17 protein-coding genes are annotated in these 14444 nt (G+C 33.8%); 14 read left to right on the forward strand and 3 right to left on the reverse strand.

The window, feature by feature from the left end; genetic code table 11:
- Positions 1-27 precede the first annotated feature (27 nt).
- Positions 28-405: a hotdog family protein gene (locus tag AC3IS5_RS06745; protein ID WP_489427102.1), complete on the forward strand. Its 378-nt coding sequence runs from the start codon at positions 28-30 to the stop codon at positions 403-405.
- A gap of 144 nt (positions 406-549) precedes the next feature.
- On the opposite strand, the gene AC3IS5_RS06750 is transcribed toward AC3IS5_RS06745, so the two are convergent.
- Positions 550-1785 carry an IS110 family RNA-guided transposase gene (locus AC3IS5_RS06750; RefSeq protein ID WP_489425426.1) on the reverse strand — a complete coding sequence of 412 codons (1236 nt, stop codon included), beginning with the start codon at positions 1783-1785 and terminating at the stop codon, positions 550-552.
- Between the two features lie 434 nt (positions 1786-2219).
- On the opposite strand from AC3IS5_RS06750, the gene AC3IS5_RS06755 reads away from it, so the two are divergent.
- The 4 genes from AC3IS5_RS06755 to AC3IS5_RS06770 all read left to right on the forward strand — a co-directional run bounded on the left by AC3IS5_RS06755 (position 2220) and on the right by AC3IS5_RS06770 (position 5486).
- Positions 2220-3005, forward strand: coding sequence for an alpha/beta fold hydrolase (locus AC3IS5_RS06755; RefSeq protein WP_489427103.1), 786 nt, complete (start codon positions 2220-2222; stop codon positions 3003-3005).
- Between the two features lie 280 nt (positions 3006-3285).
- Positions 3286-3801 carry an RNA polymerase sigma factor gene (locus AC3IS5_RS06760; RefSeq protein ID WP_489427104.1) on the forward strand — a complete coding sequence of 172 codons (516 nt, stop codon included), beginning with the start codon at positions 3286-3288 and terminating at the stop codon, positions 3799-3801.
- Positions 3788-4798 carry an anti sigma factor C-terminal domain-containing protein gene (locus AC3IS5_RS06765; RefSeq protein ID WP_489427105.1) on the forward strand — a complete coding sequence of 337 codons (1011 nt, stop codon included), beginning with the start codon at positions 3788-3790 and terminating at the stop codon, positions 4796-4798. Before AC3IS5_RS06760 ends, AC3IS5_RS06765 begins: the two co-directional genes overlap by 14 nt.
- A gap of 226 nt (positions 4799-5024) precedes the next feature.
- Positions 5025-5486, forward strand: coding sequence for a DUF2975 domain-containing protein (locus AC3IS5_RS06770; protein WP_489427106.1), 462 nt, complete (start codon positions 5025-5027; stop codon positions 5484-5486).
- 303 nt (positions 5487-5789) lie between these two features.
- Here AC3IS5_RS06770 and AC3IS5_RS06775 read toward each other — a convergent pair whose 3' ends face one another.
- Entirely contained in the window at positions 5790-7103 is a 1314-nt protein-coding gene (locus AC3IS5_RS06775; protein WP_489427107.1) for an anaerobic C4-dicarboxylate transporter family protein, read from the reverse strand.
- A gap of 843 nt (positions 7104-7946) precedes the next feature.
- Complete coding sequence (locus tag AC3IS5_RS06780; protein ID WP_489427108.1) at positions 7947-8078, reverse strand: YjcZ family sporulation protein; 132 nt, start codon at positions 8076-8078, stop codon at positions 7947-7949.
- A 491-nt stretch (positions 8079-8569) separates the two neighbouring features.
- Here AC3IS5_RS06780 and AC3IS5_RS06785 point away from each other — a divergent pair, with 491 nt between their 5' ends.
- The 9 genes from AC3IS5_RS06785 to AC3IS5_RS06825 all read left to right on the forward strand — a co-directional run bounded on the left by AC3IS5_RS06785 (position 8570) and on the right by AC3IS5_RS06825 (position 14265).
- Positions 8570-8971 (forward strand): YhfM domain-containing protein, encoded by a 402-nt coding sequence (locus AC3IS5_RS06785; protein WP_489427109.1) that lies wholly within the window; start codon positions 8570-8572, stop codon positions 8969-8971.
- A 108-nt stretch (positions 8972-9079) separates the two neighbouring features.
- Positions 9080-9397 (forward strand): hypothetical protein, encoded by a 318-nt coding sequence (locus AC3IS5_RS06790; RefSeq protein WP_489427110.1) that lies wholly within the window; start codon positions 9080-9082, stop codon positions 9395-9397.
- A 126-nt stretch (positions 9398-9523) separates the two neighbouring features.
- Positions 9524-9709 (forward strand): hypothetical protein, encoded by a 186-nt coding sequence (locus tag AC3IS5_RS06795; protein WP_489427111.1) that lies wholly within the window; start codon positions 9524-9526, stop codon positions 9707-9709.
- Positions 9710-9823: 114 nt separating this feature from the next.
- On the forward strand, positions 9824-10309 hold the full coding sequence (locus AC3IS5_RS06800) for a DUF4825 domain-containing protein (RefSeq protein ID WP_489427112.1): 486 nt from the start codon (positions 9824-9826) through the stop codon (positions 10307-10309).
- Between the two features lie 152 nt (positions 10310-10461).
- Positions 10462-11244 (forward strand): HEAT repeat domain-containing protein, encoded by a 783-nt coding sequence (locus AC3IS5_RS06805; RefSeq protein WP_489427113.1) that lies wholly within the window; start codon positions 10462-10464, stop codon positions 11242-11244.
- Positions 11245-11380: 136 nt separating this feature from the next.
- On the forward strand, positions 11381-11635 hold the full coding sequence (locus AC3IS5_RS06810) for a hypothetical protein (protein ID WP_489427114.1): 255 nt from the start codon (positions 11381-11383) through the stop codon (positions 11633-11635).
- Positions 11613-11819 carry a hypothetical protein gene (locus AC3IS5_RS06815; protein WP_489427115.1) on the forward strand — a complete coding sequence of 69 codons (207 nt, stop codon included), beginning with the start codon at positions 11613-11615 and terminating at the stop codon, positions 11817-11819. The genes AC3IS5_RS06810 and AC3IS5_RS06815 overlap by 23 nt, the downstream gene beginning before the upstream one ends.
- A 352-nt stretch (positions 11820-12171) precedes the next feature.
- Entirely contained in the window at positions 12172-13374 is a 1203-nt protein-coding gene (locus tag AC3IS5_RS06820) for an IS110 family RNA-guided transposase (RefSeq protein WP_489427116.1), read from the forward strand.
- 498 nt (positions 13375-13872) lie between these two features.
- Positions 13873-14265 (forward strand): hypothetical protein, encoded by a 393-nt coding sequence (locus tag AC3IS5_RS06825; protein ID WP_489427117.1) that lies wholly within the window; start codon positions 13873-13875, stop codon positions 14263-14265.
- The last annotated feature ends 179 nt before the right edge of the window (positions 14266-14444 follow it).

Here is a 14444-nt window from a genome sequence, read left to right on the forward strand (position 1 = left end):
GCATAAAACATTCAGGGGGCGATTAGAATGTCATTAAAAGCAGGAGATATAATAACGTTTGAACGAACTTTTACAGAAAGGGATGTTGAATTATTTACTGAGATTTCAGGTGATGAAGGGATCCATCATATAACCCCAGATGAACAAGGAAGACTTGTGATTCAAGGATTATTAACAGCAACTCTGCCAACAAAAATAGCAGGAGATAATAATGTACTTGCGCGTAGTACGCATTTTGAATTTTTAAGACCTGTGTTTACGGGAGATAAAATAATTTGTGAAGTTAAAATTGAAAAACACGAAAAGCAAGAAAACAATAGAACAACTTTTGTTGCATCCTTTTTATGTAAAAATCAGAATGAAAAAGAAGTAATGCAAGGTGATGTTACAGGCGTAATACTTTAAACTTTCTTCAACTAAACCAGCTAATAGAAAGTCAAGTAAAATATTTTTAATCGAAAAACACTTCATGTTATACTAAAAATGCACAACACAAATAACCCTCCTCATTAATGTGGAAGGTTTTTGTTCTATTTGAAAATACTGTAGCTAAATAGTTACTTGGAACGGTGTTTTCGTTTTTAAAATCGCATAAATCCAGTGTAAAAGCTTATTAGCACAAGCAATAATAGCTACTTTATACGGCTTACCTTCTTCGCGTTTTAAATCGTAGAAGGCTCGTAATCGTTTATTTCGTGCAATGGTTTCATCTGTTGTTTTCTTTTTACGGCTATCTCGAATTGAACAACGAACGGCTGTGTAAAGCATGTGGCGAAGTCTAGCCGAGCCGCGTTTGGTAATGTGATTTTTCGTGCCTTTAAAGCGACCTGATTCGAACACACTTGGGTCTAGTCCCGCAAAGGCTACTAACTTTTTCGGATGATTAAACCGCTCAATTTCCCCAATTTCTGAAAGTATCGTGGCTGCGATTTTTTCACCTATACCGGGAAGTGACTGGATTAATTCATATTCTTCGAGTTGTGCCGCCAATTGATCAATCTCACGCTCTAACGTAGAAAGTTGTTGGCGGTACGCTTGAAGTAAATCAATATACATATTCAGACTGACAAGAAGGCTTTGATAAAGCGTTGACTGAAATGGGTTACGTTCTGCAGCTGCGATTAATCGCTCAGCTCTTTCGTACGCCCACTTATACGAACGTGCTTTACAATGCTTATCAATAAATTGTGCAATCTCTTCTACACTTGTATTTAGTACTGATTCAGATGTAGGGAAGGACTGTAAAGTCCTTAATGAAATCTCAGCGTATAAATCACCAAAAACTCCTTTATACTCAGGGAAAACTTGATCTAATATAGCTTGGAATTGTAGCTTTGTTTGAACCATAATTCCCGTCATATTTTCGTGTTGCCTTGTCAGATGCCTAAGGTTTAAAAGCTGAATACCACGCTTTTTCTGAGGCTCTAAATCCTCTTTGTAATACAGTTCACCTAAGTGATAGGCATCAATGGCATCTGTTTTAGTTTTTCGTAAACTAGAGCTTTTCGCTCGATATGAAACGAGCGGATTGACGATAATGACAATGTATTCTCTAGTTTCTAAAAACTGTACAACTGAGGCATGATAATGGCCAGTTGATTCCAAAACAACAGGTGGTTTTAATCCTGTTTGACGCTCTAAATCTAGTAAATAAGAGTGTAACTCTTCAAGTCCTTCCACCGTATGTTCAATCTTCACACTGTTTTTATAGGGCATTTTTTTATCCAAGAACATTTGAACCTGACTTTCACCTTTGGCGACATCCAGACCAACTACTGGATTCATAGTTTATCTCCTCCTCATGTAGTGTATTGACCGGTAACCTCTATCTAGCTTGTTATTCATATCTTCGCTTGTTATACGGGATCTATTTGTCCCAACCAGCCTAATCATGTGTTAACAAGTAGAGGGCGAACTGTTTAGTTGTCGGGATTAAATCCCACGGGTGCTTCCGTTCTACCCCGGCTACTATCAATCTATAAATTGAATAAAAAATAGTCAACCAGATTTCTCTGGCTGACCTTATAATACGAACGGATGCTTTAGTAGAAGATCTTTGAGCTGTTTAGACGGCTCTTTTTTTCTTCAACTAAAGGGGCAGAAGAGTTCAGTATACACCGCTCAGTTTAGCCAACATCAGGCAAAATAGTGTATAGGCAGTAACCTATTTTTTTTACGCGAATATCTTATTGTTAAATCCACTTTACGGAGGAAAAGACATGGGATACTTTGTTAATGTAGAACCAGGAGTAAATTTATATGTGGAAGATATAAATCCCGAGGGCAGCAAGACCATAGTTTTTATACATGGTTGGCCGTTAAGCCATAAACAGTTTGAGTATCAGTTTGATTTTCTCCCTGCTAAGGGATACCGCTGTATAGGGATTGACTGGAGAGGTTTCGGTAATTCGGATAAGCCAATGGGTGGCTACAATTATAATCGATTGGCGGATGATATCCGCACTGTAGTTGATGTACTTGAATTAAACGACTTTACACTTGTTGGTCACTCCACGGGTGGAGCGATCGCGATTCGGTATATGTCCCGATTCAATGGTTACGGAGTATCTAAACTTGTCCTTATAGACGCTGCAGCTCCTATAGGTTTTACAACAGAGACTGCTAATAAATTTCTTAATGAAACGTTAAATGACCGCCCTAAGATGATACAGGAAGTAACAGACAACTTTTTCTTTCAGTATATAACAGGCCCATTCTCTGACTGGTTTTTTCAAATGGGATTACAGGCAGCCGGTTGGTCAACAGCGGCAATCATAGTTCTACTTAGAGATGAGAAGCTAGATACTGATCTTCAAAAAATATCAGCCCCTACTTTAATTGTTCATGGCATTCATGACAAAGTGATTCCATTTACACAGGCTCAGGAACTAAATCAAAAAATTAGAAACTCACAGCTTGTCCCTTTTCAATACAGTGGCCATGGCCCTTTCTGGGAAGAACGTGATAAGTTTAACCAGCTTATGACACAATTTATTGGTTTATAAGCTCTAACGGAGGAGCCATATTGAACTGTAACCCGGAAGCTAGACACTTCTGAAAAAGAGTGGCTGTTCTCCGGGTTTTTGTGTTTCAATAAAAAATTAAAGTATACAAGTTCTTGTCGGTTTAATAAAAAATGACATTAAGTTAAACTGCGAATTATCATATTCTAGTATGATTCTAATGGATCATGCTTTTTATTTTGTGAATTTTTAAGAAAAATTTCATTTTAAGTGTTAACTTTTTTCGTTGTTAAAGGTCTTATAACTGAAAAGGAGGGGAGTAATGAGTGGGCATGATGAACTGTACATAGTTTTGCAAGAAAAAACAGCAACTATTTTTAAGTATTTAATAAAAAATGGTGCAAATCCTCGAGATGCTGAAGATATTATCCAAGAATCCATCTATAAATTTATTTTAAATATTGAATCAGTTGATCCAAACAAAGCGTATAGTTGGCTATTTCGTGTAGCAATTAATCATTATTATGATTTGTGCCGCAAACAAAACAGGGAAGTGAACATATCTTTTGACCACTTTGAGCTTGTAGACGATTCACTTTTACCAGAAGACTATGTTCAACAAATTGAGATGAAAAAAGAAATTGAAGACATACTGAATCAACTCACTCCCTTACATAAGCAATTAATCTTATTGAAATATGTACTTGGATTAAGTTACGAAGAGATTTCTGAGATGTTGGATTTAAATTTAGGAACATTGAAAACCTATTTATTCCGTGCAAGAAAATCCTTTAAAGACATATATCGAAAGGAGAACGAAAAATATGACAGAAAATAAAAAAGAACAGGAATTAAATGATTTTTTTGATGGAAAGTCAACAAGTGCTATTTCAAAGGTTGTAAAAAAAGCAAAGAGAAAAACGATTCTTCGAAATATGGGTATCTCTTTATTTGTTATAGTTTTATTGTTAATTACTTTAAGTTTGTCTTGGCTTTTTTTTATAAGGGGAAGTCAAGAAAAGGCGATGCGTGATATCGAATTATTTAGCAGAATCACTAATCCCAATATTGAGTTATTAGAGAGTCAAAACGAATCAAATGGTGTATTTGAAGGGATTTTAACGTTTAATCGATACAAAGAGATTGAAGGAATTCCAGTAGACTGGAGTAATTATGTTGTTAGGTATAGTCTGTTTGGTGGGATGAGTCATTTCACAGGTACTTATTCATTGATACAGATTGAAGATAAAGAAGATGGACTTGAAAGGTATTATGACCGTGAGACAAAGCAAAGAATGATGACTTTTTATCATCCGGAGGTATTGTACAGCCAAATTCGTAATGATCTAAATATCTTAAATAATTATACAGATGATACTTTGGTCGAATTAGGGATTTCATTTAACCAAAAGTATACACCGGAAGAAGTTCGTGAATTAATTCCAGAGAATATAACACTTAAATGGTACTGGGTAGATACTTATTCAGAAGATGACATTGAATCATTAAACACACAAAAATACAAATACAAACCTAAATTCCCTGAATTAGCTACTGAAATTTACGGGTTTAGTGAACACCCTACCGATTCCTTTATGAGTGAGAAGCGTTTTATTGATGATGTACAAACGGGCTTAAATGATGAAGCTGGAAAATACTTTGGGGAATTCAATCGTATATATAACAATTTAAAAGGTGATTCTGCACAACTTGCTGCTGAAAATATTGAGATAATAGGTGCTGTGGTAACAGGAACACCGAAAGAATTAGCTGAATTAAATGATATGGATATTATTCGGGCAGCTGTACTAGGCGTAACGGTAAAACCATATTGAAAATAGATTGTTATAACCATAGTTTATGAAGAATTGTACTTAAATTAATGAGGTGCTTTAGTAAAAGATCTTTGAGCTGTTCAGACAGCTCTTTTTTCTTATTCAACTAAAGGGGATGTATAATCATTTGGATGTTTTTTTTACTAACAGATATTTACGGTAATTTTAGTAACCTTCTGAATTTTCTGTCGTTATATTTATAACCATAAAAAAAAGGGGGAATAATATGCAAAAAATCAATTCCACTATTTTAAGTTTAGTCATTGTTTTAATAGGTACTATCGTTTTGTTATTGTGTGTGTTTGTTTTACCGAGGGAAGCACAGGAAACCGTACTAATACACCCAGAAGTTGCTTATCTAAGATATCCGATTTTATTAGGAATGTATGCGACAGCGATGCCATTTTTTTATGCGATTTATGAAACAGTGAAAATGATTCAAGTCATTGAGCGTAAATCTATCTTTTCAAGTTGCATTGTTCAAGGATTAAATTATATAAAATATTGTGCATTTGTCATTATTGTTTTGTATGTCTTAGGAATCTTTGTACTTGATTATGCAAATGCGTTACCACCAGTAATTGCGGTAATGGGATTTGGTATACTTATCGTTACAATAATGGTGGCGGCAGGAGCAGCTTTTATAAAAAATGTACTTATAAAAAATCAATTGAAGTTATCTAATTAATGAAAGACCACTCCGAGAGCTTAATGGAGTGGTCTTTTGTTTGCTCTTTAGTTTTTCAAAATAGCTCCCCAAGCGAGGTTCGGGAACTTAATAGACAGCTCTAATGTATTTAGATTAGCAGAGAGATATTCATGGAAGACCAACTACTCAATTTAGTAGAGGTCTTGGTTAAACTTATATTAAGAATTACTCGGAAGTTGATGTAACTCCGAGTAATTCATTAGCACATTTACTTAAAAGGAAAATGAAATAATCCTTCTTGAATCGCTCAAAGAATAAAAAGCTACATTTTAAATAAAGTATCTAGAGTAAAACAGAACTTAGTAATATACCAATTACAACTGCAGAGATTGTTGAAACTAAACCAGGGAGCATAAAGCTATGGTTTAGAATATATTTTCCGATTCGAGTTGTTCCGGTACGGTCAAAGTTAATGGCTGCCACAACCGTCGGATAGTTTGGAATGAAGAAGTAACCATTAACAGCTGGGAACATGGCAATTAATAATGCTGGATTAATACCAAGCGTTACACCAAGAGGCATTAGTGTTCGAACGGTTGCTGCTTGGCTGTATAGTAAAATAGAAAGTACAAATAATGCAACAGCAAATAACCATGGAGCTGCAGTAACTAGTCCAGAAATCGAACTGTTAATTAGTTCAGCATTACCTTTGAAGAATGTGTCTCCCATCCACGCGATACCGAAAATAGCTACAACTGCTGAAGCTCCGGCTTTAAACACACTACCAGAAACAATTTCGTCAACATTTGCTTTACAACAAATAATGATTAAAGCAGCAATTGTCAGCATAACGATTTCAATGGTAACAGGCATAGACATAGGTGTAAATACGCCGTCAATATCCCAACCTGGACGTAATTTTTCAAATGAACCTAGAGCAACGATTAATACTGCGGCAAGTAAGAATAATACAACGGAAAGTTTTGAAGCACTAGTTGGATGGAATGCTTTTTTATCTTGTTTAATTGGAGCTAATCCTTCTTCTAAGCGTTTCAAATAAATTGGATCTTCTGGCAGCTCGTTACCTTTTCTACTAACAACAAAAGCACCTATCATACAACCGATAATAGTAGAAGGTATAGTGATCATTAAAATATCTAGTAAAGTAATTTGGAAATCAGCTAATAAAGCTAATAATGCTACAGTCGCTGCTGAAATAGGACTGGCTGTAATTGCTTGCTGTGATGCTATTACTGCGATTGACATGGGTCTTTCAGGACGGACACCTGATTCTCGAGATACTTCGGCAATAACTGGTAAAACGGAGTATGCAACGTGTCCAGTTCCTGCACAAAAAGTAAAAACGTAAGTTACGATAGGAGCGATGAATGTAATCCATTTAGGGTTTTTTCTTAATGCTTTCTCCGCAATATGAACGAGATATTCCATACCTCCGGCTGCTTGAAGAGCTCCTGCAGCAGTAATTACGGATAAAATCATCAGCATAACATCAATAGGTGCGGAAGTAGGTTCTAGACCGAAAAGAAATACAAAGATTGCTAATCCAACACCACCCATTACTCCGAGACCAAGTCCACCTATCCTAGCACCTATAAAGATACAGATTAACAAAATCAAAAATTGCAACCAGAACATATCAGTTTCCTCCAATTACGAATGGTCATTTTATTACGATAAGTTTTTGATATGTAAACCTTGTTTACATCCTTTGCCGATCGATTTACAAATAGACATTTTATAAATAATAGACATGAATAGAACTTTTAGTTTTTCATGAATATATTGTAGGATTCTTTCGTAAATCATTTTCATATTACGTAATAAACGACGAAAAACGACAAAAAGTGACATGGTTTATTTTTATAGACAAAAAATTGTCAAATATAAAAAAAGTGTTTTATCAGAGTAAAGAAATATATATGATTAGGAAGATCGCTTCCGTTGTGAACGTAATAGAGAGAAGGGTGCTTTAGGATTAAAAAGGGATGAAATTTATGAAAGAAAAATTCTTAATATACCTATTGTTAGTCATATCGGTTTCAATTGTTGGGGAAAGATTTAGTCGTTAGACATTATTTTACGTATTAGCCTTGGCACACCGTTTTTTTCTAGTTTGGTTTAAAATACATAAACCTATTCCTTCTACTGCTTCAACTAACGGCTGCTATAGTGGAAGATTGTTGAGCTGTTCAGATGGCTCATATTTCTTCTTCAACTAAAGAGGCAGGATCGTCTAAAAAGAAGGAGTAGAAGGTTGCTTTAAACAGATATAACAAAGTGGAATTATAAATTTAATATGTTGAATGAATATCTGATAAAAAATGTGCGGTAAGTGAGGTGTGAACTAAATATGTATAAGATGAAAGAAACTATAAAAAGGGCCACTCCGCGGAAAGTGACCCTAAACAAAAAAATAAGAATGGAGGTGCCTAGCTATTAGTACTTATTGACCATCATAGCTTGCAACAGATGTTTTTGTTAATACGATCTATGCATGAAACTAGCACCGACAATAATTAGAAGAATGAACAGTACAACGATTAACGCGAATGGGTTACGTTCGCGACGCTCCTCGCGAAATTCTCCGCGAAATTCTCCGCAGTTTTCCATAAAAACCCCTCCTTTCTTTACTTATAATATGTATAGTAATAAAAATGAGGGGTGACATTTATCTAATAAATATTTTCTTTTGCAAAATAAATAATCATATTACGTATTTTGAGGGATAAACGATAAAATGCGTAATAGGAGGTTTTCTGCTTTTGAAGAAAAGACAGAAAAGGAAGGATTACAAGAAACATTAAATAGCGCTTGCTAATGATGGCTCAAAGAAGCGAAAGAAGAATGGATAAAAGACACGTGTGCTGGTTTAGGAACAGCTTATACAAAGTATTATTTGAAAGGTTATCCTGAATCTCCCTATACATAAAAGATATGTTAATACTGAAGGATATGAGGGAATTAATAAATAAGGTAATCCACTACATATTACGAATAACCAAGAATTTGTGAAGAATCATACTTTAACTAACGGGTACGATTGTTCAAGGGGAATTTTGGTTAATTAGGGTAAGTTATTTCTAAAGAAAAGGGTGGTTAAAATGAAAAAATGGTTTATCATTTTACCGATACTTGGTATTATAATTTTTTTCAGTTACAGAATTTTATCGAATGGCTTTTCAGATATTGAGAAAGTTGCAGTACAAAAGTACACCCGAGATGGTAAGAAAATAGAAAAAGAAAAAAATATTGAGGGCAAGTCTACAATAAAAACATTTACGCGAATTCTTAATAGGGCTAATCAAGAAAGAGATACTAACTATGAAATTGCTTATCATCCAGATTACGAAGTTACTATATTTTATAAAGATAATCGCAAAGAGGTATTGGGTGTGTGGAAGAAATCAGGACCGTATACACAGTTTGTTAGACAAGGCGATTCCGGATGGTACAAAATCAAGAATGACAATAGAAGAAAAGAACTTATAAAGATATTGAACTAACGGGGCAGTTTAGTTGAGAAAGGAATTCCATTTTTATGACAAAATAAAGAGTTCAAAATGGTTGTTCTTAGGTGCGTATAAGTTGAATAGAATGTGAGGCGATTTATCATGATAAAAACTGATTATTATCAGAATCTATTAAAAAGAACTTGTAAGCGTAATAATATTTCCCCTAGAAGAGTTAGATTTGAGAATATCGAAGATCTAGTAGTTATTCACGTTAAAAATCAATTGAAAGAAGGAGTTGATTTAGAAAGCTTTAAAATTTTAAATTTTATTCTTCAAACAGTCGTACATTTTGGTGTAAAATTCAATCAACAATTATTTTATTATCCAGGAGGAAATAGATTAGATAGAGTTGCAGTAACCTTTGAAAAAGATGATTATGTCCTATTAAATAAAAAAATTGAAGAAGGAGATGTATAGATTAGTCGAACTTCAAAAAGATAGAAAAAAATTTGAAGGATACATGTTCATTTTTTTATTCAACTAACGAGGCAGGTTAGTTTAAGAAAAGGTAAAATTTTATAAAAGTTCATAGGCGGTGGGAAGATGACTTTAAAAGAGTTTATTGACTTCCAAGAAGGTATAGCAATTGGGGAAGAATACTCATTTACATATCTAAATGAAGAATATTGGATAAGCCAAAATCCAGGTGAATATTATGAGGCTCTTTTTGAAAATGGAACAATCGAAGGAAGACTTCTTTCAGAAATTTATATGAATATTGAGTGGTGATAAAAATCATTATTATGTTCTTATTGAACTAATGGGGCAGGATAATTTAATAAAGGATTTGTTTTCTTATAGTAAAATTAGAATGTTACATATTGAATTTAAGGAGGATAATAAGTGAAAAGAATAACTGGATTTTTCCTTTTTTCAATGTTGATATTACTTTTCTTAAACGGATGTAATTCAAGAGAAGTAAATGAGGATATATTTCAATTTAAAGATTCATATGTAGGCGATAACAGTGCATTGGGGAATATTGTAAAACTATTGCCTAATAGTGAATATTTCAATGGGTTTGAACTTAAAACCAAAGAAGAGCCTTATGGAATACTTTTAAATTATAAAGGTATAGGTGCAGAAGAAATAGAAAAAAACTACAAAGAAACGGCAATATACAATGCTACATTTATATTTACGTTAGTCAAAAATGCTAAGTGGATTACATTTAATTTTGATGACCAAGAGTACAAAATAACAAAACAAGAATTAGAAAGTTGGTACGGAAAAGAATTAAGTGAATATATGAGTGAAGAAGACCTAACAAAACTCACACAAAAATATTTGGAAGATGAAAATAAAGTAAATCAGTTTTTTGAAAAATAGAATCCCTTCTCTTCAAGTAATGAAGTGTTTTAGTAGAAGATCATTGAGCTGTTCAGACGACTCTTTTTTTATTTAACTAGAGAGGCAGGTTAGTTGAAGAAGGAAAGGCTATTTGAATCATAAATCGAATAAATAATAATTGGGGTATGTAGATGTATAACTTTGAAAATGAAATTAAACAAATAAAAAATAAACAATTAGATGATTTTTTTGGTAATGACTACTTTCATGATGGATTCATTCTATCCATAGATTGGATTGGTGAAAATTCTGTAAGGATGAAATTCTCCTGCGAAAGAGAGTGGGGAGAGCAGTCTTGTAAAGGTAATTGGATAGATCATTATGTAAACGAAGTTTTCCATTATAATGTTTATTTTAAGAATTGTATTTATTTAAACATGGAGATAAATGATTTCCCAATTGAATATATAAATGGGAGATTTAAGAATAGTGCTAAGTTAGAACTTTTCAATAAAGAAAGCGACAATTCGAATTATCATTTAAGAATGCAAATTGCTTGTGGAGGCTATATCGATATTATTTTTAGTGACTTTACAATTCAAAAATTAAAAGGTGAAATTCCAACTTTTGAATATAGACCATTAAATAATTTCAAGAGTATTTCCAACCTATTCGATCCCACTTTAGATATTTCAAAAATTCGTGAAATAAGTATAGATAAAAATAATATTAAAAGAGGCTGGGCTATTATTCATCTATTTAATTTAAATGATAGATTTGCAAATGAAGCAGCATTAAAAGCATTGGATTCTGAAGAAGACGATGAAAAAATTGCTGCGATATTTGTTTTAGGTCAAATTAGTGAAGTTGAGATAATTACTAAATTGTTTACGTTATGGACAATTACTGAATACCCGATTATGAAGAGGGATATTTTGGATGCGATCGAAAAAATTATGGTGAGGAACAATTAGAATAATGCTATTCAACTAACGGAGTGCTTTAGTAGAAGATCTTTGAGCTGTTCAGACAGCTCTTTTTTTATTAACTAAAGGGGCAGAATAATTGAACAAGGTTTGGAAATTATATCCCTAAAAAGGATTGGAGAAAATGAAAAAAATAGTTTTTGTTGTCTTACTTTTGTTAATTTCAGTTGGTGCTGCTGAAAAATTATCTGCTCGTTCATTACAATCAACTGAAGATACATTTGATGTCGATGAACACCAAGAATTATCAATAAAGCAAGGGATTGAATTAGCATATCCGCCTGCATTGAAATGGAATAAAAATGCTCAATTATTACAGGCGATAAATATAGATTTAGATAAGCCTGGGAAGTCAATTGGAAGTAACGGCAAAAGATGATTCTCCTTACCCCAAAAAAGAGTTTATACAAATGAAAGCTATTAAATATGATTCACCAGAGTTGCTTAACAAAGCACTGAAAATGGGGAGTATTTATCCTGGTAAAGATTGGGCCAAAGGTTATAATTTTATGCTTAGAAAAGATACAGAGAGAAATATAAACCTAATATTAGTGATAGGTTGAAATAGTGACCAGACAAAAATGAAAGCAGCGGGCTTTAATGCTTCAACAGGAGAATACATTAAACCTAGTTCGTAATTTTCGTTCCTTATTAAGCTAACGGGGGCTTTCGTATTATATAGTTCAGCCAGAACTTTCTGGTTGAACTTTTTTTATTTAGATTTAAGCTATCAGTAGCCAGGGTAGAACGTACGGGGGCGTGGGACATGGATCCCGTCGATTAAACTGTTCACCCCCTACTTGTAGAAATATGTTTGAGGCTGGTTGGGACTAAGATCTCGTATAACAAGCGAAGCTATAATACTACTTGAAGGTAATAGGGGTTACTGGTGAATACGTTAGAGGAGGAGAAAAAATGAACCCAGTAGTGGGTATTAATGTAGCTAAAGATGAAAGTGAAGTACAGGCTTTTTTAGAGAAAGGAAAGCCGCATGGAGGAAGTTTTTCAATAAAGCATAATCGAGAAGAATTAGACAAGTTTATAAGATTTATAGTGGAGATTAAATCGATAACAGGGAGTATGCCAGTCGTCATTTTAGAATCAACAGGTCATTATCATACACCCATCATTCAATGCTTAGAAGAAAATGAAATACTGTATATTTTGTTAAATCCAATCATCTCTTATCAAGCAAAGAAATCCAGTTTAAGAAAGGTAAAGACCGACGCCTTCGACGCCTATCAATTATGTGTTCTCTATTACAAAGAGGAATTTGAACCTTATAAAGTAAGGGGGATTCAGCTTCTAAATCTTCGTAATCTATCGAGGCAACAGGAGATTATAACGAATATGTATGTCGAAGCTAAGCTGCAATTTCATACTATTTTAGATCAGATTTTCCCTGAATATAGAAAAGTCTTTGGAGACCTTTTTTCTAAAGTATCTTTATTGATATTGAAAGAATATCCAACGTCGGAGAGAGTTCTAGAATTTAACGAGGAGGAACTGGCAAATAGTATTCGTGGGTATTGTCCGAATCGTTCTGCCCTATGGGCAAGGGAAAAGGCAAGAAAACTGATAGATTCAGCCAATCAAAATCCTTTTCAGAAGGTGATGTATCAAAGTCATTTATTTAATCTTAATATGTATATCGATATCCTATTCAATTACCAAGGACACCTTACGGAATTAGAGAGCCAAATGATATCCCTGGCAAGTGAAATAGAAGAATATAAGATTATCCAATCAATCCCTGGAATCGGTGAAAAAATCGCTGCCACGATTATTTCAGAAATTGGGGAAATCGATCGGTTTAATCACCCTAAGAAATTGGTGGCCTATGCCGGAATTGATCCGAGTGTTTATTCATCTGGAAAATTCACAGCGACAACGAATCGGATCACTAAACGTGGTTCCAGTAGGCTAAGGCACAGTTTATATTTAGCTGTTTTGTGTGGAATAAGAAGCTCTAGAAATAAAAAACTCAAAGAGTTTTATGACAAGAAGCGTTCAGAAGGAAAACCTTCGAAAGTTGCAATAGTTGCTTGTATTAATAAACTTCTTCACTGGATATATGCTTTATTAAAAAGGAAAGAAGTTTTCCTTGATTTAGTTTGATTTATTTAATTGACCATTAAATGAAAACCCTTCCATAATACATTTGGAGGGTTATTTGCTATGCCCAAAAACAGTATAGCATAAAGAAAAGTATCATTTTACAGAAAGATATTGACAACCTATTAGCTGGTTTACTTCATATTGAAGTAAAGCCTTTTTCTTATGGCTAAAGGAGCAAGTTATTTCAATAAGAAATAGTATGATGATAGAAATAGAAGAGGTGCAAAAAGCTTTTAAACGACTTTATGAATGGGAATTTCCCGAACTTAGAACTTAGACCTCTTTTTTTATTCCACTAACGGGCAGTTTAGTTCAATATTGATATTAAAGGAAATCTAAATAAAGAGAATATTCACTATATACCTTAACAAGGATTTAACGTAGATAGTTATATACTGGTAACATCAAATAGAAAGGATACAGGCAATCAGATTCAATTGTTATATTATGGCAACCATCGTATGGTAGAGGGTAAAAATATTCTAGGAGGACTTTAATATGAAGAAACCATTAAAAATTGCTACACTTATGCTAGGGTTATCTGTTGTTGCAGGATCTGCATATGCTGCGAGCAACAACGACATGTGGGAAACTACTAAATCCAGTGAACCTGTTACCTTAGAAGAAATGGCTAAAGAAAAAGGGGTCACGAAAGATGAACTAATTGTTCAGCTTGAAAAAGAAGCAAAGCTAACAGAAGGTGTTGAACCAACTTCGAGTACCGAAACAGCGGAAGATTCAAAATCCAGTGAACCTGTCAACTTAGAAGAAATGGCTAAAGAAAAAGGGGTCACGTTAGATGAACTGATTGCACAGCTTGAAAAAGAAGGAAAGCTGACAAAAGCTGCTGAATTAACAGAGGCCAAGCAAGTAGAAACAAACAATAAGTAATCTATAGTAAATGAAGCTGTCACAAAAGTAAACTTCTGCTAAGGAGAGCTTTTGAAACAGCTCTGTTGTAGCATACGAAGAATATCGAGTTAGGAAACCTAATGAAAAAACTCTACAAATTACGTTAATCGTAATTTGTAGAGTTTTAATATCATAAATTACTTTGGATATAGGACAGG

Source organism: Viridibacillus sp. KH_047, assembly GCF_057838945.1.

What these genes read in the sequence shown, in the direction of transcription:
- AC3IS5_RS06745 (WP_489427102.1), top strand. Translation starts at nt 28, where the DNA reads ATGTCATTAAAAGCAGGAGATATAATAACGTTTGAACGAACTTTTACA.
- AC3IS5_RS06750 (WP_489425426.1), bottom strand. Translation starts at nt 1,785, where the DNA reads ATGAATCCAGTAGTTGGTCTGGATGTCGCCAAAGGTGAAAGTCAGGTT.
- AC3IS5_RS06755 (WP_489427103.1), top strand. Translation starts at nt 2,220, where the DNA reads ATGGGATACTTTGTTAATGTAGAACCAGGAGTAAATTTATATGTGGAA.
- AC3IS5_RS06760 (WP_489427104.1), top strand. Translation starts at nt 3,286, where the DNA reads ATGAGTGGGCATGATGAACTGTACATAGTTTTGCAAGAAAAAACAGCA.
- AC3IS5_RS06765 (WP_489427105.1), top strand. Translation starts at nt 3,788, where the DNA reads ATGACAGAAAATAAAAAAGAACAGGAATTAAATGATTTTTTTGATGGA.
- AC3IS5_RS06770 (WP_489427106.1), top strand. Translation starts at nt 5,025, where the DNA reads ATGCAAAAAATCAATTCCACTATTTTAAGTTTAGTCATTGTTTTAATA.
- AC3IS5_RS06775 (WP_489427107.1), bottom strand. Translation starts at nt 7,103, where the DNA reads ATGTTCTGGTTGCAATTTTTGATTTTGTTAATCTGTATCTTTATAGGT.
- AC3IS5_RS06780 (WP_489427108.1), bottom strand. Translation starts at nt 8,078, where the DNA reads ATGGAAAACTGCGGAGAATTTCGCGGAGAATTTCGCGAGGAGCGTCGC.
- AC3IS5_RS06785 (WP_489427109.1), top strand. Translation starts at nt 8,570, where the DNA reads ATGAAAAAATGGTTTATCATTTTACCGATACTTGGTATTATAATTTTT.
- AC3IS5_RS06790 (WP_489427110.1), top strand. Translation starts at nt 9,080, where the DNA reads ATGATAAAAACTGATTATTATCAGAATCTATTAAAAAGAACTTGTAAG.
- AC3IS5_RS06795 (WP_489427111.1), top strand. Translation starts at nt 9,524, where the DNA reads ATGACTTTAAAAGAGTTTATTGACTTCCAAGAAGGTATAGCAATTGGG.
- AC3IS5_RS06805 (WP_489427113.1), top strand. Translation starts at nt 10,462, where the DNA reads ATGTATAACTTTGAAAATGAAATTAAACAAATAAAAAATAAACAATTA.
- AC3IS5_RS06810 (WP_489427114.1), top strand. Translation starts at nt 11,381, where the DNA reads ATGAAAAAAATAGTTTTTGTTGTCTTACTTTTGTTAATTTCAGTTGGT.
- AC3IS5_RS06820 (WP_489427116.1), top strand. Translation starts at nt 12,172, where the DNA reads ATGAACCCAGTAGTGGGTATTAATGTAGCTAAAGATGAAAGTGAAGTA.
- AC3IS5_RS06825 (WP_489427117.1), top strand. Translation starts at nt 13,873, where the DNA reads ATGAAGAAACCATTAAAAATTGCTACACTTATGCTAGGGTTATCTGTT.